At 42.6% G+C, this 23,725-nt stretch carries 15 protein-coding genes, 10 pseudogenes and 1 riboswitch; of the genes and pseudogenes, 11 read left to right on the top strand and 14 right to left on the bottom strand.

All coding sequences use genetic code 11. The annotated features are described in order from the left end of the window. Positions 1–5: 5 nt before the first annotated feature. The 6 genes and pseudogenes from ACYF68_RS07415 to brnQ all read left to right on the top strand — a co-directional run. Positions 6–504: pseudogene (locus tag ACYF68_RS07415) on the top strand (biotin/lipoyl-containing protein); the annotation flags it as partial. Beyond that, positions 480–1,285 (top strand): annotated as a pseudogene (gene sucB, locus ACYF68_RS07410) (dihydrolipoyllysine-residue succinyltransferase). The pseudogenes ACYF68_RS07415 and sucB, both read left to right, overlap by 25 nt. A gap of 85 nt (positions 1,286–1,370) precedes the next feature. Continuing rightward, positions 1,371–1,577 carry a DUF6501 family protein gene (locus ACYF68_RS07405; protein ID WP_344703057.1) on the top strand — a complete coding sequence of 69 codons (207 nt, stop codon included), beginning with the start codon at positions 1,371–1,373 and terminating at the stop codon, positions 1,575–1,577. Continuing rightward, positions 1,574–2,367, top strand: a pseudogene (locus tag ACYF68_RS07400) (ATP-binding protein). The gene ACYF68_RS07405 and the pseudogene ACYF68_RS07400 overlap by 4 nt, the downstream one beginning before the upstream one ends. Before the next feature lie 56 nt (positions 2,368–2,423). Further along, positions 2,424–4,115, top strand: a complete 1,692-nt coding sequence (locus tag ACYF68_RS07395; protein WP_461046112.1) for a vWA domain-containing protein — start codon at positions 2,424–2,426, stop codon at positions 4,113–4,115. A gap of 108 nt (positions 4,116–4,223) precedes the next feature. Next, entirely contained in the window at positions 4,224–5,537 is a 1,314-nt protein-coding gene (gene brnQ, locus ACYF68_RS07390) for a branched-chain amino acid transport system II carrier protein (RefSeq protein ID WP_380569455.1), read from the top strand. Positions 5,538–5,589: 52 nt separating this feature from the next. Here brnQ and ACYF68_RS07385 read toward each other — a convergent pair whose 3' ends face one another. The 3 genes from ACYF68_RS07385 to ACYF68_RS07375 form a co-directional block, all read right to left on the bottom strand. Next, the gene (locus ACYF68_RS07385; protein WP_461047527.1) at positions 5,590–6,774 is read right to left on the bottom strand and encodes a toxic anion resistance protein; all 1,185 of its coding nucleotides are present in this window, start codon (positions 6,772–6,774) and stop codon (positions 5,590–5,592) included. Continuing rightward, entirely contained in the window at positions 6,758–7,300 is a 543-nt protein-coding gene (locus tag ACYF68_RS07380) for a 5-bromo-4-chloroindolyl phosphate hydrolysis family protein (RefSeq protein WP_461046109.1), read from the bottom strand. Before ACYF68_RS07380 ends, ACYF68_RS07385 begins: the two co-directional genes overlap by 17 nt. A 211-nt stretch (positions 7,301–7,511) precedes the next feature. Continuing rightward, the gene (locus ACYF68_RS07375; RefSeq protein WP_461046108.1) at positions 7,512–7,769 is read right to left on the bottom strand and encodes an acylphosphatase; all 258 of its coding nucleotides are present in this window, start codon (positions 7,767–7,769) and stop codon (positions 7,512–7,514) included. A gap of 117 nt (positions 7,770–7,886) precedes the next feature. Here ACYF68_RS07375 and ACYF68_RS07370 point away from each other — a divergent pair, with 117 nt between their 5' ends. Further along, entirely contained in the window at positions 7,887–8,177 is a 291-nt protein-coding gene (locus tag ACYF68_RS07370) for a DUF1033 family protein (RefSeq protein ID WP_461046106.1), read from the top strand. A gap of 136 nt (positions 8,178–8,313) precedes the next feature. Further along, positions 8,314–8,514 (top strand): cold-shock protein, encoded by a 201-nt coding sequence (locus tag ACYF68_RS07365; protein WP_020008284.1) that lies wholly within the window; start codon positions 8,314–8,316, stop codon positions 8,512–8,514. A gap of 81 nt (positions 8,515–8,595) precedes the next feature. On the opposite strand, the pseudogene lysA reads toward ACYF68_RS07365, so the two are convergent. From lysA to ACYF68_RS07320, 9 genes and pseudogenes are all read right to left on the bottom strand, one after another. Next, positions 8,596–9,857 (bottom strand): annotated as a pseudogene (gene lysA, locus ACYF68_RS07360) (diaminopimelate decarboxylase). Then, positions 9,835–10,923 (bottom strand): alanine racemase, encoded by a 1,089-nt coding sequence (locus ACYF68_RS07355; RefSeq protein WP_461046103.1) that lies wholly within the window; start codon positions 10,921–10,923, stop codon positions 9,835–9,837. Before ACYF68_RS07355 ends, lysA begins: the two are co-directional and overlap by 23 nt. A gap of 12 nt (positions 10,924–10,935) precedes the next feature. Beyond that, positions 10,936–12,071, bottom strand: a pseudogene (locus ACYF68_RS07350) (M20 metallopeptidase family protein). After that, positions 12,064–12,779 (bottom strand): annotated as a pseudogene (gene dapD, locus ACYF68_RS07345) (2,3,4,5-tetrahydropyridine-2,6-dicarboxylate N-acetyltransferase). The pseudogenes ACYF68_RS07350 and dapD overlap by 8 nt, the downstream one beginning before the upstream one ends. A 1-nt stretch (position 12,780) precedes the next feature. Further along, a pseudogene (gene dapB / locus ACYF68_RS07340) lies at positions 12,781–13,508 on the bottom strand (4-hydroxy-tetrahydrodipicolinate reductase). Continuing rightward, positions 13,505–14,400, bottom strand: a pseudogene (gene dapA / locus ACYF68_RS07335) (4-hydroxy-tetrahydrodipicolinate synthase). The pseudogenes dapB and dapA overlap by 4 nt, the downstream one beginning before the upstream one ends. A gap of 1 nt (position 14,401) precedes the next feature. After that, a pseudogene (locus tag ACYF68_RS07330) lies at positions 14,402–15,387 on the bottom strand (aspartate-semialdehyde dehydrogenase). Between the two features lie 16 nt (positions 15,388–15,403). Continuing rightward, positions 15,404–16,606, bottom strand: a complete 1,203-nt coding sequence (locus ACYF68_RS07325) for an aspartate kinase (RefSeq protein ID WP_461046101.1) — start codon at positions 16,604–16,606, stop codon at positions 15,404–15,406. Between the two features lie 79 nt (positions 16,607–16,685). After that, positions 16,686–16,862: riboswitch (Lysine riboswitch) on the bottom strand. Positions 16,863–16,943: 81 nt separating this feature from the next. Next, positions 16,944–18,546 (bottom strand): annotated as a pseudogene (locus ACYF68_RS07320) (ABC-F family ATP-binding cassette domain-containing protein). Between the two features lie 84 nt (positions 18,547–18,630). Here ACYF68_RS07320 and ACYF68_RS07315 point away from each other — a divergent pair. Continuing rightward, positions 18,631–19,359: an NAD-dependent protein deacylase gene (locus ACYF68_RS07315; protein ID WP_461046099.1), complete on the top strand. Its 729-nt coding sequence runs from the start codon at positions 18,631–18,633 to the stop codon at positions 19,357–19,359. 12 nt (positions 19,360–19,371) lie between these two features. Further along, entirely contained in the window at positions 19,372–20,244 is an 873-nt protein-coding gene (locus ACYF68_RS07310; RefSeq protein WP_461046096.1) for a CvfB family protein, read from the top strand. Between the two features lie 32 nt (positions 20,245–20,276). Here the strand turns inward: ACYF68_RS07310 and pepF are convergent, their stop codons facing one another. Beyond that, positions 20,277–22,082, bottom strand: a complete 1,806-nt coding sequence (pepF, locus tag ACYF68_RS07305) for an oligoendopeptidase F (RefSeq protein ID WP_461046095.1) — start codon at positions 22,080–22,082, stop codon at positions 20,277–20,279. Positions 22,083–22,305: 223 nt separating this feature from the next. Between pepF and ACYF68_RS07300 the strand changes: the two genes are divergently transcribed. Then, positions 22,306–22,554, top strand: a complete 249-nt coding sequence (locus tag ACYF68_RS07300) for a hypothetical protein (protein WP_461046093.1) — start codon at positions 22,306–22,308, stop codon at positions 22,552–22,554. 457 nt (positions 22,555–23,011) lie between these two features. Here ACYF68_RS07300 and ACYF68_RS07295 read toward each other — a convergent pair whose 3' ends face one another. Further along, positions 23,012–23,578: a recombinase family protein gene (locus ACYF68_RS07295; RefSeq protein ID WP_461046091.1), complete on the bottom strand. Its 567-nt coding sequence runs from the start codon at positions 23,576–23,578 to the stop codon at positions 23,012–23,014. Positions 23,579–23,725: the final 147 nt, after the last annotated feature.

The following is a 23,725-nucleotide window of genomic DNA, read 5'->3' as shown; positions in this document are numbered from 1 at the left end:
GAAAAATGGCTGAAGTAAAAGTACCGGAACTAGCTGAATCCATAACAGAAGGAACGATTGCGACTTGGTTAAAACAAAAAGGCGACTATGTTGAAAAAGGTGAAAATATCCTTGAGTTGGAAACTGATAAAGTCAACGTAGAAGTGATCAGTGAAGAAGCTGGTACCCTTACTGAACTGAAAGCTGAAGAAGGGGATACGGTTGAGGTCGGACAAGTCATTGCCATAGTTGACGAAAGCGGTAAAGCGGACTCTTCTGATGAACAAGCTTCAGAGAGTTCCTCTGATAATGAAAATGCCCAACCAAAACAAAAGAAAGAAGAAGCGCCTGCCAAAGAGGAGACAAAATCCGAAGAACCAGCGACATCAGAATCTTCCTCTGATGATGAACATGTAGTCGCTACTCCTTCTGCCCGCAAAATGGCACGTGAAAAAGGCATCTCAATCAGTGATATCAATGCTGCCGATCCACGTGGGTTGGTGAGGAGTCAAGATGTCGAGAACCATGGCAATAAACCTGCCGAAGAAAAAGCACCAAAACAATCACAGCAGCCTAAATCACAAGACTCCGGCAAACCTGAAAAGCCGGTAGTAAGGGAGAAGCTCTCACGCAGAAGGCAGACTATTGCCAAGCGTCTGCTGGAAGTTTCCCAGAACACTGCCATGTTGACGACATTCAATGAGGTTGACATGACAAATCTGATGGAACTCAGAAAACGTAAAAAGAAGAGTTCCAGGAACGTCATGATGGTACCCGCCTTGGGTTCATGTCATTCTTCACCAAAGCTTCAGTAGCAGCACTAAGAAAATATCCAGCGGTAAATGCTGAAATTGATGGAGACGATCTCGTACTCAAACAGTTCTATGACATCGGTGTTGCAGTATCGACTGAAGAAGGTCTTGTAGTGCCTGTCGTACGGGACTGTGATCGTAAGACATTCGCTGAAATAGAGAGTGGCATCGCAGATATGGCGAAAAAAGCTCAAAATAAAAAGTTGGGTCTCGATGACATGACCGGCGGCTCGTTCACAATAACAAACGGTGGCGTCTTTGGATCACTGATGTCCACGCCTATCATCAATGGTACTCAGGCAGCCATTCTTGGAATGCATACCATCCAAAAGCGACCTGTTGCAATAGATGATGAAAATATGGAAAACCGCCCAATGATGTATATCGCACTAAGCTATGACCACCGTATAATTGATGGCAGAGAAGCAGTCGGTTTCCTGAAAACGATTAAAGATCTTGTAGAAAATCCTGAAGATCTACTTCTTGAAGGCTGATAATATATTTTGTGTCAGGCGTCCATGTGACGCCTGACTTTTTTATGTTAGAATCATATTAAATAAAATGACTGGAGAGATTGATATGTTACATGAAACATGGCACGAAAATGACCTAGGTACAGTAAAGGTAGTGCATACAGATGCCGAAAAGTATAAAGTTTCTGATATGTTGACTGTTGGTAAAACATATAAAATGGTGAACGAAACTGAAGAATATATATTCGTCATAGATAATTCCGGAAAAGTCGGCGGCTATTACAAGACATATTTCGAAAAAGTGGAATCATAATGGCTATTCGTTTTCTCCATAATGATGAAACCATATATGAAGATTCGAAAATAATAATGTCTCTGAATAAAAATCTCCTGCTCAAAGGGCCGACCGGGTCGGGAAGAGCAGACTTGCTGAAAATTTAGCTGAAGATATGAATAGTTCCATGTACAGCATCAATTGTTCAGTGGATGTAGATATAGAATCTTTGCTTGGTTTCAAGACAATCGAGTATATCGATGGCAAGCAGGAAGTCGTATTCGTGTCAGGGCCCGTCATACAGGCGATGAATGAAGGGGCAATTCTCTATATAGATGAGATAAATATGGCGAAACCGGAAGTTTTGCCTATATTGAATGCCGCTTTGGACTACCGCCGAACCATTACCAACCCTTTAACAGGTGAAACAACGACGGCAAAGGATGGATTTAATGTCATTGCCGCGATAAATGTCGGATATGTCGGAACAATGCCCATGAATGAAGCGCTACTCAACCGGTTCAACGTAATCGAACTCGGTTATGTCTCGAGAGAGGCACTGACTGAAGTTCTGAAAGCACAAAGCCTACAACAAGAGGAATCAGTCATTGACGCAATCACTCTTTTCCATACTGATCTCGTTACCATGACAGAACAGGGGCAGATTTCACAGGAAGCTTCCAGTGTCAGGAGTCTGATTGACCTCGCAGACTTGTCTACTAAAATACCTATAAATCGAGCGTGTCGCCGCACAATCATTGACAAGCTCGATAGTAACCAGGAGAAGAAGGCGATTTTAAATGCAGCTGAGTTACGCTTTGGAAGGTGAGGAATATCGCTTATTCATTTATTAAATTCAACGATGAAGTTATAGATTCAAAAATTATGATGGAGTTGACGGATTTGACGCGCCTTCTGCTCAAACAGGAAAAAACTACTGTGATGGTGCGTAAGTTCAGTTACTTCAATCCAGTTGACAATATCTTCAATCTCAGTTTCTTTTGGAAACATAGACAGGATATATCCGAATTGGAAGGATTCAGGTACGATATCCTGACACGTTATCCCTCCATTTTTATATTTGATTATGCTTTATACAGCAAAATGAAAGAGGAATCCAGGTTTACCCAACAGATCTTTCTTTCGCTGGAGTATAACCGTACTAGAAGATATGCACTACAAGAACGTCCATTAATAGTAGACATGATTGGTCCAGGTGACACTATCATGATGAGGGAGTATGAAAAACCTTCCAAAAGTGATGCCGAGAAGTTTTTAAAAGGATTTAATGTAGCCATTTTAAAATCGGAAGATTCATTTTATTTCATGGATGAATATTTTAATATCATCACCCATTCCACTGCCGAAAGTATAAAGCTCGCAATAGAGATGACAGATTATTTGTCCAGGTACATCTCAGTGTCTTCCAAATTTCAGATTCATGATATGCCGTTCAGTGAAATCGAGTCAGCCATCCGAAAAGATGATTTACGGAAGGATGCACAGAAACTAGAAAGCAAATCCAATGAAGACCAACAGGATGAGATGAGGCAGATAGATACTAAAACGGATAGGGATGCGGGGCAGGCTAACATGATTGGTGAGACGGGCGACAATGCATCCCACAAAAACGATCATGGAAAGCAAAATGATTATAATGATGATGTTGATGATTACCACGAAGGTTTCGGCACAAATACTGGTGATAACCACTTCATGGACTCCTATTCTGCCAACCACAATGCCGTCCTGAATATTGTGCAACCTAAAATAAATCTCACGAATTACACGGATTACAAATCATTATATGATATCTATCACTCTACAGCCCGGAAAATCATTCTAGAGATCATGCAGATTCTTGATTACAAGATAAATTCTATACAAGATAACCGATCTTCAGGTAGGCTCATGAAAAATCCGGTAGGGCCAATGATTACAGGTAGCCATAAAGTTTTTACAAAGAAAAATACTGAATCGAGAGAAATAGATGCTGCATTTACTCTTATCATCGATCAATCTTTCTCTATGATGGAGAATCTCGAAGGGTGCCGTAATGGGGCAATCATCATCAACAATGTGTTAAAGACGCTTGAAATCCCTCATCGTATCATTTCGCACCATGAAGATACATTTGAGGTCATGAAAAATCACTATCCCAACACCATCTATGAACATATGGATTTCGAGCGCTCCAAATATTACTATCCTGTTTCTTTATTAAATATTGAAGCTTCGGGTGATAATAGAGATGGTATGATCTTGAGGCATGAGATGGAGCTTTTAAATAGGCGTAATGAAAAGAATAAGTTCATCATTATGTTTTCAGATGGATTGCCAAGCGCAGAAGAATATAATCAGAGCGGTATAATTGACACTCATGAAGCTGTGCAGGAAGCAGCTAAAAATGGTATAGGAGTAATCAATATCTTCATAAACCAAGATAATGAAGAAAATACATTAGAAGCCATAAAAAATATATATGATACTAATGCTGTCATTGTTGACGATGCTGAAGATATCGTATATGTTCTGCCGCAACTTATGCAAAGACTGCTGACACAGATGTTATTGTAACAGTCTGTGTCTTATATCTGACAATTTAGAATTTTCATAGACTAAAACAGTTTTATACTGTAAACTAAAGTCTATCATTTATATCAAATTCAATTAGGGGGTCAATAAATGAAGTTTAAAAACAGTCTTATAGTTGGATTTATGTTGTTTGCCATGTTCTTTGGAGCAGGCAACCTTATTTTCCCGCCGGGTCTAGGTTTTCAAAGTGGGGATCTGTTCTGGCTGGCGATTATCGGGTTCGTCATCACTGGGGTAGGATTACCTCTGGTTGGGGTGATTGCAGGCTCAATCTCAAGAGGAGGGTACAGGGAGTCATTGAAAGTGGTTCATCCCGTATTCGCAGTCTTATTTATGGTCGCCATATATTTGGCCATTGGACCTTTCTTTGCCATTCCGAGAACTGCAACAACTGCATATGAAATGGCAGCCGTTCCATTTATCAACGGAGCTGGTGGGGTTAGTCTTCTTATCTTTTCAATCGTCTTTTTCATTATAGTATTCGCCCTCAGCTACAATCCGACAAGTATGGTCGATAATATTGGACGGTTTTTGACGCCGGTATTACTCCTTACCATCGTTGCCCTCATCATCAAGGCTATAATGATGTATACAGGTAATGCTCCGAATCCTTCTGCAGAAGAATTTAATGCCAGTGCACCATTTTCTGTCGGTTTTACGGAAGGCTATCTGACTATGGATGCCATAGCAGCAATAGCATTTTCAGTGATCGTTTTGAACGCCATCAGAGGGCTCGGTATCAACAGCCGAAAAGAATTATTGATAGAAACCGTAAAATCCGCTTCAATCGCAGCTCTGCTGCTCGGAATAATCTATATATCACTCGGTTGGATAGGCAATAGGGTGAATATTGGAGACGAGGTTATAGGTGATCAGAACTTGGGGACATTCATCCTTACGTTCACCGCCAGTGATACTTATGGTGGTTTTGGAGCTGTATTGTTAGGGGTTATTGTACTTGTTGCCTGTTTGACAACCGCAACAGGACTCATTGTTGCGGTCAGTGAATATTTCAACAGTATTTTGCCTAAAATCTCATATGAAACTTTTGTCATCGGTTTCACATTGTTGTCACTCCTGCTTGCCAACCAAGGATTGAATCAGGTAATACAGACAAGTGTACCTGTTCTTTACATCATCTATCCAGTCGCCATGGCTTCTGTTGCGTTGTTGTTCATAACATACTTTGTTCCGTCACCGAGACTCAGTTTCCAACTGCCGGTTTATCTAATAATCATAACCAGTGTGTTGGCTGTCATTCAACGTAATGGTTGGATGGATATCGGATGGATTGAAAGCATGCCGTTATTTGCAAGTTCATTCGAATGGATTCCAGTAATGATAATCGGCTATATCGTAGGCTATCTTATAGGTCTCAAGAAAGAACGCATATCTTATTCTTAATAAAAATTAAAGAATCGGCCGATATTAGTTATCTAATATCGGCCGATTCTTTTTAATAACGATGTTCATCTTTAAGTTCAAGTAGTCTCGATTTAAGCTCATCTTCCATATTGACGAGTTCTTTTTCTGCAGCCTGCCTCTTTTGGGAGCCTTCCTGTTGTATCCTCAGTGTCTCTTCTATAGTGCTGACAAGATTATCCTGGGTGGTTTTCAGCGTTTCAATATCCACTATACCGCGTTCATTTTCTCTGGCTGTCGTAATCGAGTTCTGCTTAAGCATCTCAGAGTTCTTTGTAAGCAAGTCATTAGTGGTGTTCGAAACAGCTTGTTGAGCCTGTGAGGCTGACTGTTGACGGAGTAGGGTCAACGCAATCGCCATTTGGTTTTTCCATAATGGTATGCTCGTTAATATTGAACTTTGTATCTTTTCCGCAAGCGTCTGGTTGATGTTCTGTATCATTCTGATTTGCGGTGCTGACTGCAACGTGATTTGACGCGACAGTTTCAGATCATAAATCCTTTTTTCGAGTCGATTGATATACTGCATCATGTCATTAACTTCCTGAACGTCCATCTGGTTATCAGAGTTATGTGCCTTGCTCTTTAATTCTGGCAAGGTTTTCTCATTCAGTTCTTCCTTCTTCAATTCTGCAGCCGCAATGTAGATGTTGATCGCATCAAAATAATCCTTATTTTGATTGTATAATTGATCTAAAGATTGGATATCCTTTATCAGCACTTCTTTGGCATGTTCAAGTTGGATGCTGATCCTGTCTACTTGTGAAGCGACGCTCTGGTGCTTCGATATCAGCTCATTCACAGATTTTTTCACTCGTTTGAACAGACGGTTGAATATATTCTTTTTCTTATCAGTCAGTTCATCTGGGTTTATTTCCTTGAGCTTTTTCATCAAGTTCTCCAGTGTATCCCCTATCGGACCGACATCCTTCGACTGGACTTCCGATAACATCTGATGGGAAAACTTTGAGAGGGCTTGTTGGGCGTTTGAACCGTACTGGATCAATCCATCATTATCCAGTGGTTCTATTTTATCTTTTATTTCTTCAATTTTCTTAAGGTCTTCTTCACTGAAGCGTTCCTTATACGTTGTGAGTTGATCCTGTTCCACCGATTCGATGTCTGTAGGTTCTGGCTGAGGCATAAGTTCTGTATTCTCATCCACAGATGAGAAAGGATCGGAGAGTAGGGATTCCTTCAAATTATTTTCTTCCTTCATCATGTTCACCTCTGTCTTGATATACTGGTTCTTTCTCTTCTTTTTTCAAGTTGATCTTTTGCTCTTCCATTTGGTTATCCAACTTTAGGGTGGTCGTCTTTCTTTTCCTGTTCAACTTAATGATGTCCTTTTCCACCTCGAGATTTTGATAGCCTGTGGCATTCATCGCTGATAGGTTAGACTGGATGGTGCGCTTTAGTTCAAAGAGGGAAATCCGGGTTTCATGAAGCTTGATTTTTTCATCTTTTGTCTTTCCAGGCATCTTATATAGAAACAAATACTGCTCAATAGTGTTAACGGCAGAATCCAAGTTTGAATGGAAGAATTGCTGGATGCTGAAGAAAAGTTTCGGATCATTTTCTACAGCTTGATAGATGGTACGCGAAAGCCTGTTTATATCGTATATCAATTTTGCGTCTTTTAATGTTCTTACATTCTTGTAGCTTTGCCTCAAGCGTTTCATCTTTTCCCTGGCTTCAGACAATTGCTTCTTAACATGTTGGTACTCACTTTTCGTAATACCCATCTTTTCCAGTTGTGACCGCATACTTCTCGTCTGGACTGGTAGGTAGGATGAAAAGAACGCCCAGCCGCAATCATCATATCGAATATAAGATGAATGTCAAAGGCGATCATCGAAAGCATACCGGCAATCAACGCAACTGGTATGGATACCATCGACGCAACCAAGTGGGAAATATTTTTATTCATAAAAGCAATACACCTTCAGTCGATAACTATTTTGTCGAGAAATTACTGTAGCTGGAGTCATATGGCATTTTCTTGATTGAATGATCATCAACTTGTGAAGCAGGGGAGGCACCTTTGATTATTTCATCAGTAAACTCATCAAGATCATCTTTTTTACCGGATGCATAGATTTCCACGTAATCTCTTACATTTGCTGCATATCCGGTTACGCCAAATCGATCGGCGATTCTTTTTGCAGAATACCTGAACCCGACTCCTTGGACTTTTCCAATAACAATAATCATTCTTGTCTCCATTTTATAACACCTCTTATTAATATATTATAAGTTTTTTAGCTTGATAATGCGAATTATACGCGTATATAATACATTTATTAAGGTTACCGAATTGGGGTTTTTAAAATGTACGAAGTTGTCATACTAAAGGCGGATTACGAAGGTTGGTGGCTTTTTGAAGGCTGGCAGGAAGAAATAGTGGACCGATATACGTATGATACAGAGGAAGAAATGGGAAATGGATATACAGATATTATTCTAGGTATGAAGAAGCGCTTCAACTCATATAAGATCGGCAAGTATGATATGTATGCCTTTTTCAATGGTTGTGAATTGGAATACTGTGAAGACTGCGATGAAGACCTTCAAATCTTCTATACTCCAATCATGATCAAGGATAATGAAGTAGTCAAATAGGATACTCAGAATATTCTTATGATACAAAAAATATATTAGCATATTGGTTTGCAAAATAAGTCAAAATAGAGTATAATCAATATATCAATAGTCATATGATATTTACTATTGAATATCGTTTTTGGAGGATTTATTAATGAAACAAGGTACAGTAAAATGGTTCAATGCAGAAAAAGGTTTTGGCTTCATCGAGATTGAAGGCGAGAATGACGTATTCGTACACTTCTCTGCAATCAACCAAGAAGGCTACAAATCACTTGAAGAAGGTCAATCAGTAGAATTCGAAGTAGTTGAAGGCGACCGCGGCCCACAAGCTGCTAACGTTATTAAACTATAATATAAATCAATTTATTTTAAATGGATTTGTATCATCTAAACCCCAAGGCTTTTGCCTTGGGGTTTTTAAATATTAATATATTCAAGTAACATCATTCTCTATCAATTGGGCGAGTGTCTGCCTTTTTATGATTTCACGCATTCCCTCATCCGAAATGAACACCACTGCCGGTTTTCTCATCTGATTATAATTGGAAGCCATTGAATAATGATAGGCTCCTGTAGATTTGACTACAAGCAAATCTCCACGCGTGATATTTTCAGGCAGAGCGATGTCTTTACTGATCACATCTCCTGATTCGCAGAGTTTCCCGACGATATGTGATCTTATTTCTTTTCCTTCCCTTTTTTTGACTGGAAGTACTGTATACTCAGCGCCATATAGTGCTGTACGCAGATGGTCACTCATCCCCCATCTATGGAAACATACCGGGAGACACCTGGTATTTCTTTGACCACACCTGTTTCGTATAGAGTGGCTCCCGCTTCTGCAACAATTGAACGCCCAGGTTCTATCATGATGTGGGGCAAGGGCATACTATACTGATGGCACAGGTTTTTCAATTTGGCGAGAATGGCTTCAAACGCTTCCTCAATCGGAAATCTGTCATCTTTTTCCGTGTACCGGATGCCGTATCCGCCCCCCATATTCAGTACCTCAATTTGAATGTCAGTTTCTTTCAACCATCTCAACACCATTTCCATGGCATCGATAAACGGCTGTATTTCAGTCAATTGGGAGCCAAGATGATAATGTAGACCTTTAAATTCAAGATTGCGGCTATGCTTGATCTCTTTTATAGCCTCTAAGGCAGAGCCATTGGAAATCGATAAGCCGAACTTGCTGTCTGCCTGCCCAGTCTGTATATATGAATGGGTGTCAACGTCAACCCCTGGATTTACCCTCAACAATACTTGGACTGGGTGCTGAGCAATATCATCTATAAGTGCCACCTCGTCAAGGGCATCCACCACAAATAGCCCGACTCCTGCTGAAAGTGCATACTCAATCTCTTCTTGAGTCTTGTTGTTGCCATGAAAGTGTATATCTTCCGCTGGCATTCCACCGGCAAGGGCTGTATAAAGTTCACCTGCCGAGACGACATCCATCTTCATGTTCTCTTCCCGCAGAAGACGCACCAACTGGATAGAAGTAAATGCTTTAGAAGCATATGAAATAGAATATCCAATTTCATCCTTCTGGAGGGCATCGTGATATCTTCGGCAATTCTCCCGTATCTTATCTTCATCATAAATAAATAAGGGGGTACCATATTTATCAGCAACCTCCGATAGAGGATGACCTTTGATCTGAAGCTCATTATCTACATACTCTAACATCATTTAAAATCACCTTTTTTAGAGAATTATAGTTCAGTGCACCGAGCTGTTCTGAATTGGCACCGACGCCTAAATTGGTATATTCATCTATCCTCATACCGTTGCTGTATAGGACCACCTCATCACCGACTTCAACAATATCATCCACTTCGACTATCATATGGCTCATCATCAATGCTTTTATCGGAAATCTCCTAGTGCCTATCATACAATCAAAGTCAGCGCGTTTCCTCAGAATTCCGTCGCCGTAGCCGATATCTACAATTGCGATATGTACATCATCCTTCGCCTCATAAACACCCCCATAACCACACTTCTGTCCTTTTGTAAGCCTCCTTATCTGAATGATTGGTGCTTTCAATGAAAGGCTCTGTACATAGTCATCAGCAGACAAAAGGGAGTAGGGGCGGGATCCATAGAGTGCAATGCCTAACCTGAGATGGGTGTGGCCTGTAAAAAGGCCGTCACGTGCATAGCTGGCACTATTTTGTGCATGAATATATTTGAAATTATGGCCGGTTGAACTGACTTCTGAAAGTACGTCCATCCATAATGAACGTTCCAGTTCATAATCATCCATTTCCATTTCATCTGCATAGCCGAAATGCGTCCAGATACCTTGGATGTCGATTCCTGGTTCCTGATCACTGAAATATGCATCCCGAATCACTTCTTTTATGTCTTCTGCATTTTCAAATCCTGAACGGTTGAATAGACCGGCATATTCTAGGTGGACCTTTACCCCTGACAACCTGTCCTTGTTATCATAATAATATTGCAGGGAGGGGAGCGTGATGTGGATATCTTTCTCCATAGCTACCTCAATTTCCTGCACGGGATTCATCAGGAACACCATTGCTTCTTCAGACAACTCCCTGATGGTAAGTGCTTCATCCATCGAGGTCGTCGCAAATGCCTTTATGCCCGCTTCAAGGAAAGATTCAACTGTAAATTGAAGACCGTGGTTATAAGCATTATTCTTAACGACCGCTATCACATCATTACCGCCTGTCGCTTGCCTGGCTGTCTTTATGAACTGTTTTTGATCTATCGTAACAACACCGCCCATATGGTCACCACCTTAAAGAGTATCGTTCAGAAGGGTCATATAATAATCTGCTACTGTCGTCAATATTTTTTCATCGAAGTCAAAAAGAGAAGTATGGAGACTATTTGTAAACCCTCTATCCTTGTTTCGACAGCCGAAGAACACAAAGTAGCAGGGTGCCAACGCTCTGTAGAAACTGAAATCTTCGCCAAACAAATATGGTTTTTCATTATCGACGACATTTAAATCCAATAGAGATAATGCGCCTTCGACTTGCGGGCGTAATTTGTTTGAATTGATGACTGGTGGATACCCTTCATTGAAAATTACTTCCACTTCTGCGCCAAAAAGATCGCGTGCAGAATTAGCCAATTTCTTCATGCGTAATTTAATATTTTCAAGATCTTCTGCTTCGTAGGTTCTTATCGTCCCTTCAAGATAGCCTGTTGAAGCCACAGTATTGATTGCTTCGCCTGCTTTCAGATTCCCGATATGGATGATGTTCCGATTGAGTCCATTCAGATGGAAATGCTGAAGTTGGGTGAGCTGGCTGGAGATGCTGAGGAGTGTTTCAATGGCCGATACACCCTCATGCTTTGCAGCGACATGGGCAGAAGAACCTTTTATATAAAAACGGAATTCAGTCGCACTGGCTGTGATTTCCTCATCCCGGACCACCACCGTCCCTTCGTCTTCCTCAGGCATCATATGAATCCCAAATATCGCCTCAACGTCTCCTGGGTGCCACACATCAAGCAATTGTCTGGCTCCTGCTCCAGTCTCCTCAGAAGGTTGGAAGATACAGATTACATTATGCTTCAAGCTGCCTTTATCCGATAAGGTTTTACAGCGTTCGATAAAAAGCATCATGGCAGCAGTGTGGCCGTCATGACCACACGCATGCATCCTCCCATCGTTCCTGCTGCGGTAATCAACATCATTCTCTTCCTGGATGGGGAGACCATCTATATCCGCCCTAAACGCGAATGTCCGATCCGAATTCCCCTTACATAGGCGACCACCCCTGTCTTAAGTGGCTGTTCGAACGTGATATCCAAGCTGTTCAAAAACGCAGTTATATATTCAGTCGTCCTGTGTTCTTCAAGGGATAGTTCCGGGAATTGATGGAGCTTACGCCTATATGACCTGACTGCTTCCAATTCAGTCATTGAGTTTCCTCAGAGCTGAGACGATTTCCCTTTTTGAACCCTCCACATCTTCTGCCTGTTTAATGACTTTAGCAGGCGTGCCGGCCACAACTGCACCTTCGGGAACATCATCAGTGACGATCGCACCGGCTGCCACGATCGCACCTTTCCCAACCCTGACACCTTCTAATATGACCGCGTTGGCACCAATCAGGACTTCATCCTCTATGACGACGGGCGATGCGCTCGGTGGTTCTATGACACCTGCAAGTACGGCGCCTGCGCCTACATGTACATTTCTGCCTGTGTAGGCACGGCCTCCCAGAGTAGCATTCATATCGATCATGGTGCCTTCACCCACAACGGCACCTATATTTATGGTGGCACCCATCATCACTACTGCACCATCTTCAATTACAGCATTTTCACGAATGAAGGCGCCAGGTTCGATACGTGCATTCGTTTCGGACAAGTCCTTCAAAGGAATGGCTGAATTCCTTCTATCCATCTCAATTTCAATGTCATTGATGCTGTCTGAATGCGTTTCCTCAAACACTTTCCAATCTGCAAGGTCAGTGAATATCGTTTTTGAGGCATCACTTCCGAACACTTTGAACGAATCGGGAATTCCACACCTTCGAAATGACCATTTACATATACTTTTACAGGTGTCGTTTTATGCGCATCGCTTATATATTGTATGATTTCCTCTGCTGAAAAATTCCTCATTTTATCTCTCCTCGAATAGGTTGTTATAGTCGTAGAATCCTTTTGGACGATGTACCAATTCTGCCGCTGCTTTTAGAGCCCCATTTGAAAATATTTCTTTGGACTGTGCCTGATGGGTGATTTCTATCACTTCATCATCTTTCGCAAAGATGACATCATGTGTGCCGACGATCGAACCACCACGGATGGCGCTCACGCCAATCTCATCACTGCTCCTTTTTTCGTTAGTGTTCGACCGGTCATATACGGGATAACTGCCACAACGATGGTCGAGGGCGGTATCGAGAAGTTTGACAAGCGTACCGCTTGGGGCATCTACTTTTTTATTGTGATGCCGCTCAACCATCTCCAGATCGAATTCCTCCAGCAGTCCGAGTGCCTTTTCCAGAAGGGTGTTCATGACATGGACTCCGTAGCTCATATTTGCACTGAAGAATATTGGTGCTTCACGGCTTTTATCTTTCAGTTTTGAAATGATTGCTTCCTTTTCTCCGGTAGTCGCCACCACAAGGGGAGTGGTCACTTCATTTTCCAGGAGGCGTAATATTAGAGCGGGGTGGGAAAAATCAATCGCCACGTCTGCTTGGGCGTCATCTATATTTTGAAAACTGGGGTAGGGGGAGTGGTTATCGCCATTTACTATGACCCGGCCACTTCATGCCCTTCTTCTTCTGCCAGACGTGCCGTAATTTTGTTCATGGTGCCGTAGCCGACCAGCAGTATCCTCATAGGACGATGCCCTCCTTATAGTTCTTCAACGTCCGTAATGCACGCTCCAGTGCTGCGCCTTCCAAAGGGACCAGGGGCAACCTGAATTCATTCAATCCAAAACCGAGAGCGCTTGTCATCGCCTTGATCGGCATCGGGTTGACATCCATCTGTGCTGCTTCGATTAAAGGCATCAGCTGTTGAAACTTCGCCTCAGAGTCCGGCTTGTGCTCTTTAATCGATTCGTATATATCCTGCATTTCACCCGGGATGACATTTCCTACCACTGAAATCAGACCTTTGCCGCCAATCGAACAAAATTGATGCATGTTGTCATCATTACCGCTGTAGAGACTAAAGTTTTCGTCCCAGTCAACTCGAGTAGCTGCTTTGTATATTCCAAGTTGCCGGTTGCGTCCTTCAGGGCGATGATGTTGGGATGCTTACTGAGTGCGTAAACCGTCTCTGCTTCAATGGTCATGGCAGTACGGGACGGCACATTGTAGAGGACCACCGGAAGGCGAGTAGAATCTGCTACCTTGATAAAATGTTGGTAGAGTCCCTTCTGATTCGTCTTATTGTAGTAGGGGGTGATCAACATGATACCGTCCGCCCCTGCGTTTTCTGCGAATTTGGACATTTCCACGGTGGATTGTGTCGCGTTTGTCCCTGTGCCTGCAATGACGGGGATTCTACCAGCCACCTTGGTCACTGCCGCTTCAATCAGCAGCTTGGCCTCTTTCATGGATAGGGTCGGGGATTCCCCCGTAGTACCGTTTACTATGATCGCTTGGGCGTTATTCTTGATCAAGTATTCTATATGATCGGAAAATGCCTCAAGATCTATCTCATCACTGCTGAATGGGGTTGTAATCGCAACTCCGACTCCTTCAAAAATCAAACGACTATCCATATCATCCACGCTCCATTTCCATCATCATTTTTAAAATCTGTACCGAGTTCTGCGCGGCTCCCTTTAGAAGGTTGTCTGCTGTACACCATATATGGAATGTATTATCCAACGATTCATCTTTACGTATCCTGCCGACGAACACTTGCGATTTGCCGGTGCTTGCCAGCGGAGTAGGGTACTGGTTGCTGCTCGGATCATCAATTATGCTGATGTAGGGCAATCCTTTGAACGCTTCCCTGATATCTTCGACAGTCGCCTGAGCCTCAAGTGTGACGTTAATCTGGACGCTGTGGCTGTTTGAAACAGGGACCCTCACACATGTAGCAGTTACAGGAAGTTCAGGCTGGCCTAATATCTTACGTGTTTCTGAAATCATCTTATGTTCTTCCTTTGTATAGCCATCTTCCATAAAGACGTCGATATGGGGAGGACATTATCATGGATCGGGTGGGGATAAGTGGTTGGGGACGCACCTTTTGCACCTTCTTCCAAATCACGCAGACCACCACTTCCGGAACCGGACACTGCCTGATAGGTGGTGTAGTCGACTCTGCTTAAACCGAACTTTTCCTTCAACGGGGCGAGCACAACCACGGACTGGATTGTGGAACAGTTCGGGTTTGCTATTATCCTGCGCTTCAGTTTAGGCGAATTGATTTCCGGCACTATAAGATCAACGTCCTCACACATCCGCCAATGGCTGGAGTTGTCTATTATGATGGCGCCATTCTCTTCAAACACTGGCGCATAATGCTCACTTGTCGTCCCTCCTGCACTCATAATGACATAATCAAATTTTTCATCCGCTGATTCCTCAGTCAATGCTTGGACTGTGTACAACTTATTATGGACTTCGATTTGTCTACCTGCGGAACGCGGAGAAGAGAACAACATGAGTTCTTCCGGTTCTATTTCATACCTCTCGAACATTTCAATCATCTTATCTCCAACGACGCCTGTCGCCCCCACAATTGCAACCTTAACCATCTAAAAACCTCCAAAATTATATATTGAATTTTTCGGCGAGCACTTCGACTGCCTGAGTCTCGTTCTTCTTGTCGATCACATAGGAAATGCTGATTTCCGAAGTGGTCGTCTGATAAAAAGGTATACCCGATTGATGCAATGCGATAAATGCCTTGGAAGCAACACCTGTCATATCCCGCATGCCCGAACCGATGATTGAAACTTTAGCCCGATCCGTTCTGACCTCCGTCACGATTTCCCCATGCATCTCTTCAATCGACTCAAGTATTTCATGAAGCTGGAGGGAATCAGTCCCCTTTACCGTAAATGAAAGTTGAAAGCCTCCACTGTTGATGACTTGCGATATCATATCGATATTGACTTCATGACTATCAAATTGATTGAACAGATCGAATATAAGCGTAGAGTCCTGCTGCGGCTCGTATAGGGTGACATGCATCATGCTGCTGTCTAGGGCGATGCCTGTCACCGCCTTACGTTCAATGATCTCTGTCTCCTGCATAATCCATGTTCCTTTCTTTTCTGATGATGTCTGCCCCAGATAGAGGGGGATGGAATGGTTTTTGGCAATCTCTATGCAGCGTGTTTCAAGAACGCCTGCACCAAGTGCACTCATCTCCATCATCTCATCGTAGTTGATTTCATAGATTCTGCCTGCTGCACTGTAGAGTCGGGGGTCTGTTGCATAGAGGCCCTCTACATCCGTATATATCTCACAAGGTATATTGCATCGTGCAGCCAAGGCGACTGCTGTAGTGTCCGAACCCCCGCGTCCCAGCGTTGTTATTTCTCCATCGCCGTTAATGCCTTGGAATCCTGCTATTACAACAACATCATATAATGCCAGGCTAGATTCTATGGCCTCCTGATCGATGCTCGCAATCCGGCTCTTCATATGGCCGCCAAACGTCTTTATTCCTGCCTGATAGCCAGTCATCGCTTTAGTGCGCACCCCTAGATTTTCAAGGATGATCGACAGGTAGGAGATGGTCTGCTGCTCGCCCGTCGTCAAAAGAAGCGCGACGTGATCTTCTTTTGGAGTAGAGGAGAGGGTGTTGATGTTTGTCAACAACTCATCCGTCGTGCTTCCCATGGCACTTACCACCACTATCAGTTTTTCTCCAGATTGTACCCTTTCCTGCAATTGTTCTGCTACGCTTCTGATCTTATCGAAACCACCAACTGATGAACCACCGAACTTCAAAACTTTAGCGTCCATATGTCCTCCTGTCACTGGGAGCACACACCAGAAATAATAAAAACAAGTCTGGCAGAATGCCAGACTTGTCTTATCCATATACAAGTGATGCACTCCATTATTAAAAAATAATGACAGACCCGTAGCTCTTAACCTCCGGATCCAATAGCAGACTGCTGCAACAGTATACTATTTCGGCATCGCACCCTTTCACCAGCTTAAAGTTCGCAGACTTCAACAAGTGGCTACTCATGATTGATGCGCCTCATCCAAACATATTTGATTTGTAGATATGATTATACATAGACAGCCCATATAAGTAAACTGTTTTTTTGTATTTTTTAAAATTATCTCTCAATTAAGATTTTATGAGACCTTTATCTTTCAAGTATTCCTCATAGCTTGATTCTTTGACGATTGCACCTTTGTCCTGCAGGTCAATCACTTTATTGGTGATGGTATTAATGAATTCGAAGTCATGTGAAGTAAATATAATAGAACCTTTGAAATCTTTCAATCCATCATTCACAGCTGTAATGCTTTCAAGATCCAAGTGGTTTGTCGGTTCGTCAAGAAGGACCACGTTGGCTTTCGATAACATCATCTTAGAGAGCATGGCACGAACTTTTTCTCCCCTGAAAGGACATCGGCTTTCTTCTTAGCTTCTTCACCACTGAAAAGCATACGGCCCAAAAATCCACGGAGGAAAGTTTCTGTCTGCTCCTCTGGAGGTGCATATTGACGCAACCAGTCCACCAAGTTTGTATTCACGCCTTCAAAATAAGCTGAATTGTCTTTTGGCATATAGCTTTGACTTGTTGTAACGCCCCATCTCACTTCTCCTTCATCAGGTGTGATTTCACCAGCCAATATGCGGAGGAAAGTAGTACGGGCAATTTCGGATGAACCGATTAAAACCGCTTTATCATAAGGGTCGAGCGTCAGGTTGACGTCATCCAACACCTTGACGCCATCGATGCTGTGGCTAAGCCCTTTAATGTAGAGGAGGTCATTGCCGATTTCACGTTCTGGTGTAAACTTGACGAATGGATATTTTCTTGATGATGGCTTGATGTCATCCAATTCGATTTTTTCCAAGGTCTTCTTACGGCTTGTCGCCTGCTTGGACTTGGAGGCGTTGGCACTGAAACGTGCAACGAAATCTTTCAATTCTTTGATTTTCTCTTCTTTTTCTTATTCTGGTCCTGTGCCATTTGCTGGGCGAGTTGACTGGACTGGTACCAGAAATTATAGTTGCCCACATAAAGCTCGATCTTACCAAAGTCAAGATCCGCAATATGGGTACATACATTATTAAGGAATCGACGGTCGTGGGAAACCACGATAACAGTATTATCGAAATTGATGAGGAACTCCTCAAGCCACTGGATCGCTTCTATATCGAGGCCGTTGGTCGGCTCATCGAGAAGTAGGACATCCGGGTCGCCGAACAGGCTTTGGGCCAGCAGGACCTTCACTTTCTGATTGTTTTCGAGCTCGGACATATTCTTATCGACCAAGTCAGATTTTATACCCAGTCCATGTAGCAGGCTTTCAGCATCAGCTTCAGCTGTCCATCCGCCCATCTCACCATATTCACCTTCAAGCTCAGCTGCACGTATGCCATCTTCATCAGAAAAGTCCGGTTTCATGTAGATTTCGTTCTTTTCATTCATTATCTCCCAAAGTTTCGAGTGTCCCATCATGACGACATCTAATACACGCTGATCTTCATAACCGAAATGGTCCTGTTTCAATACAGCGAGACGCTCGTCTTTCCCCAGGCTCACATGACCAGTCTGAGCTTCTATTTCTCCTGAGAGGATCTTCAGGAATGTTGATTTGCCGGCGCCATTCGCCCCAATGAGACCATAGCAATTTCCTGGTGTGAATTTTATATTTACGTCTTCGAATAGTTTGCGGTCACCAAACCTGAGACTTACGTCTGTTACCTGTAGCATAGGCATTCTCCTTTAGTATATTCTTAAGCGATGATACCACATTTATGGTACCATTGAAATATAATTCTAGGAGGATGAGTACCCATGGAGAACGATATACGCCGGTTTCAAAGCATTATCGATACCAGTCACGATATCGTCTTTTTTACTGGTGCTGGAGTTTCAGTTGAAAGTGGCATACCAGATTTCAGGAGTATGGGTGGATTGTTCGATGAAATCAGGCAGTCGGGGAATTCGCCTGAATATCTTTTAAGCCGCGACCATCTCGATGAAGAACCTGAGCGCTTTGTGCAGTTTTACAGGAAACGCCTGCTGACCAGCGATAAGCACCCAAACATTGTCCATCGCTTCATTGCGGAAATGGAGACTGCAGGGCGTTCCCTTGGGACTGTGACCCAGAATATTGATGGTCTCCATACCGAGGCCGGCAGCAATAATGTAGATGAATTGCATGGTTCGCTCAATCGTTTCTACTGCATTTCATGCAATCAGGATTATACTAAGGATGCCTTATTGCAAAATGATGTAATGACGTGTGAATGTGGCGGGATATTGCGGCCTGACATAGTATTATATGGAGAGATGCTGGACGAGCGTGTCCTGCAGTCTGCCCAAAACAAGATATCAAAAGCGGATACACTGATTGTGTTGGGGTCGTCACTGGTTGTGAACCCGGCAGCATATCTGCTCCATTACTTCAAAGGTCACCATCTTGTCATCATCAACAGAGAAGAGACGCCTTTCGATTTTATGGCCGACCTGGTCATCAATCAAGATATGACCACAATAATAAAAAATATAGAACACAAATGAAGGAGATCATTCATGAATCAGATATCAGGTACAGTGCAATTTTTGAAAATCATTAAGAGAGAAGGTTCCACATATCACCTTAAAGGAGAAGACGCAGTCTATATCAGAATGAATGCCTCCGCCTCGGCACGGGATTATGAGATAGGGGAAGAAATCAGCGCATTCATCTATCCGAATAGAAGTGGTGAACTGTTTGCTGCTCCTATAGTGCCAACCGCAACCGTTGATAAATACGGTTATGCAGAAGTGGTTGAAGTGACACGGGAGGGAGCGTTCGTCGATGTCGGGGCCCCGCGCGAAATTCTTGTGCCTTGGGTTGACCTCCCTAAAGTGAAGTCAGTCTGGCCTAAGGAAGGGGACCAGCTTTATCTGAAGTTGAGGGCTGAGAGCGACAACCAATTATTCGGACGTCTGATCACTGAACAGGAAGCCGCCGAGCGCTTCACGCCACTTGACCAGTCGGCATTCGCAGACTACAGGAATAAATGGATGGAAGGGCGTCCTTACCGTCTGCTTAGGATAGGATCGTTCCTTTTGACGAATGAAGGACACAAAGTCTTTATCCATGAGAGTGAACGTGAAGAAGAACCACGCCTGGGTGAGTTGAAGAAGTTCAGGGTGATCGGCATCAACGATAAAGGGGAATTGAACGGTTCTTTCATCCAGCAGGCATATAAGAAGATGGATGCAGACAGCGAAAAGATACTGGATTACATCGAGCGCAATGGCGGACGCATGCCGCTTAATGATAAGAGTGCACCTGAAGATATAAAAGAAGCTTTGAATATGTCAAAAGGCGCCTTCAAAAGAGCACTTGGCCGTTTGATGAAGGAAGGTAAAATCGTCCAGACTGAAAAAGAGACTGAAATGAAGGAAACCCGGTAATCATATGATTACCGGGTTTTCCTGCTCATTTTCTATCCTTCTATCTGGTCGGTCAACTGCTCCAACTCATCGACCAGTTCTCCTATATAATCGATGGTATCGCGGAGAGGCTGATCAGTCGTGATATCGACTCCTGCCATCTTGGCCAATTCGACAGGGGTCTTTGTACCACCCGCCTTCAGAACCTTCAACCAATCATCTACAGCAGGCTGTCCCTCATTGAGTACACGCTTGCTCATGGCAGTCGCAATCGTCAGACCAGCTGAATAGGTGTATGGATATAATCCCATATAATAGTGGGGTTGCCTCATCCATGTCAGTTCGGCACCTTCAGTGATGCTTACATCATCCCCCCAGAATTCTTCAATGACATTGCGCTTTAGGGTGTTGAGGTCACCTGCGGAAATATTCTCTTTGACATCAACTTTTTTGTAGACTTCACGCTGATAGGCAGCTTCAAGCAGATGCGTCACGCAGTTATGGTAATAGGTTCTGGATATAATTGAACTGATGACCCAGCGTTTGAACTTGGGATCTTCGGAGTTCTGCAGAAGATGATTCGCCATCAGCATTTCATTCATTGTGCTCGGCGCCTCCACAAAATACATCGAACTGCGCGCGTCGAAGATATTCTGCTCACGATTGGCATTATGGAAGTGTCCAGCGTGCCCCAGTTCATGGGCGAGTACAAACACCTCAGTCATGAGGGAAGTCCAGGATATAAGTATGAATGGATGGGAACCGTACGGACTGGCGCAGAAGGCACCTGTAGACTTCCCTTTGTTCTTGACAAAATCTATCCAGCGCTCATCATAGGCACGGTTCACCATGTTGAGGTAATCATCACCCATGACTTTGAGAGCATCATTGATATACTGCCTAGAATCTTCGACACTTATTTCAGGCTCTGATGCCGGGTCGAGTGAAACCTTCAAATCCTCATATTTCATTTCATCAAGCCCATGGACGCGCTTCAACAGTCTTGCATAGCGTCGCATATGAGGGGCAAGATCACTCATTATCATATCAATTTGACGATGGTAGAGGGATTGATCCACATCCTGCTCATGGAGCAGGTAATCTATAACAGAATCGAACCCTCTAAGATCAGATGTCGTTTTTTCCTGCTTTAGCTGCAAATCGTAAGTGCCGGCAGCAGTATGTTGGTATTTTGAGAGTGTATCACTGAATGCTCTGAATGCATTGCGTCTCACCTCGACATCTTCATGGCCTTCCAATTCTCCCTCGAAAGACAAGTAGGAGAGGGGATATTCCTTTCCGTTGGCACTGAAAGTACCGAAATCGATATCCAACAATTTAGTTTTAAGATATAAGCTGTAGGGCCCGTCGAAAACCGGTGAGTAGCTTGCAAGCGCTTTTTCGACTTTCGGATCCAATTGGTATGGTTTATTTTTGAGTAGTTCATCTATGAAGTGGAGGAATTGCGGTGCTTCTGACTTCACTACTTCAAGAAATGCTTCCTCTTTTTGAATCAGTTCACTTGTGAGGAAACTGGATTCGCTGTTGAAATATGTACTGATATTACTCGCCATACCATCCAATTTCTGTGCATTCTCGTCACCTTGGTCCGAAGAAAGCTTCAAGTTGGCATAATTGCCGATAGGGACGAGTGATTCGAGGATCGATTTATATTCTTGGATGGCTTCTATTGCTGCAGTAGGGTTGTGCAGGTTCCCTGAATACTTTTCGTTGAACTCTTTAATTTTGGGGCGAACTGCTTCAATTGCTTGAGCGAAAGCTGCATCATCAGTAAATAAGTCGCTCAAGTCCCACGTGTATTGCACATCAACATCTTTTCTTAATTTCATTTCTTCCATAGCTAAAAATCGCTCCTTTAATTTCGGAATCCGAAGTATTAATGACAGTATACACGAAGATTCTAAAAATTCAAATCATATGATATGCAAATATTTAAAAATAAAAAGGGTAATATAAATATAGCAATAACGAAAATGGGGTGAAATTATGATAGAAAACTTCAATTTTTATTTGATCACGATTCTTGCCGTCATTATTTTAACAATTTTAGTCGGATGGATATTGCATAATTATATCCTCATTCCTGTGTTTTCTTTTATATTGATGACGTTGGCGGCATTCGTGATTCCTAACTTTATAGAGAACACCGACTGGAAGCCGTTGTTCGGCTACGCAGTATTCTTAGGTGTTCTATCACTGATTGTAAGCATGCTCGTGTGGATGTACGTCAGAGGACGTAAACGAAAGAAAGAATTATCCAGCCCAAAAAATGATGTAGAGCCAACAGATACCAATACTCGGGATATGTAATATGACAGACGACAGGCATGTAAAAACTTCTTTGGGGAAATGATCCAAGGAAGTTTTTTATATTCTATAGGAACATCCGAAAATATGTATATACAAAAAATACAAGTTTGCAAATATAAGATAACTTAAATCAATATATTTAATTTTGGAATCATATGGCGACATAACGAGTTTGACTCACTCAAGTTCAGTATGAAACAGAATCCAGGAACCGTTCGACCCATATTGATTTATAGACAAGTGCTATACAATGTGACACAAGATAAAAGTAGGCGTGGTACTTAGTCACATACATAACTTCCTATAATATATATTATGTAAACTTTATTGTCCAATTGAGCCAGAACTTGTAAATTAGTACTTTCAGCACCAAAATAAAGCCTGATCCGTATATGGATCAGGCTTTATTCTTTATCCACTATATTAATGTTGCTACAATCTGCTTTTATTTATTATCCTATGATTCGTTCTGTTTTGATTCATTTACAACTTTATATACAGTCGCTCTAGATACACCAACCATTTCTGCGATTTGTTTCCCTGTGTATTTCTTTGCATCATACAATGACTGTATCATTGCTTTTTTATCGTCTGTAATGCCTGGTCTTCCGCCATTTCTGCCTCTTGCCCGGGCTGATTCAAGTCCTTTTTTGGTGCGTTCACTCAACAAACTCGCTTCCAGTTCCGCGAATGCCGACATCATTGTAAAGAACATCTTTCCCATCGGATCTTTGGTAGTCACATTCATATTGATGATTTCAAGGTCTATACCGCGTTTTTCTAAGGTCGTCGCCAATTCTATAAGCTGTTTTGTAGTTCGGCCTAATCGATCTAACTTGGTGATTACCATAGTATCACCTTCCCTCATATACTCTAAACACTGATCCAAAGCTGTTCTTTGGGCTTTCTTTCCGCTTACTTTTTCCGAGAACACTTTAATGCACCCTGCTTCTTCAAGCATATCGAGCTGGCTTTCCAGGTTCTGTCCCTTAGTACTTACTCTTGCATATCCTATTTTACTCATTTTTACATCTCTTCCTTTTAATGTATTTTTAACGGTATATATATAGTATAAGTATACTAAGATAAAAATACAAGTTAAAACACAACAAAAACACCTATTTTATTAACATTTGTTGGTTTAATGTTAATGTGTGTAAAACCCTCGTTA

The organism is Salinicoccus sp. CNSTN-B1 (genome assembly GCF_054792835.1).
This window is presented reverse-complemented; position numbering and strand designations above follow the sequence as displayed.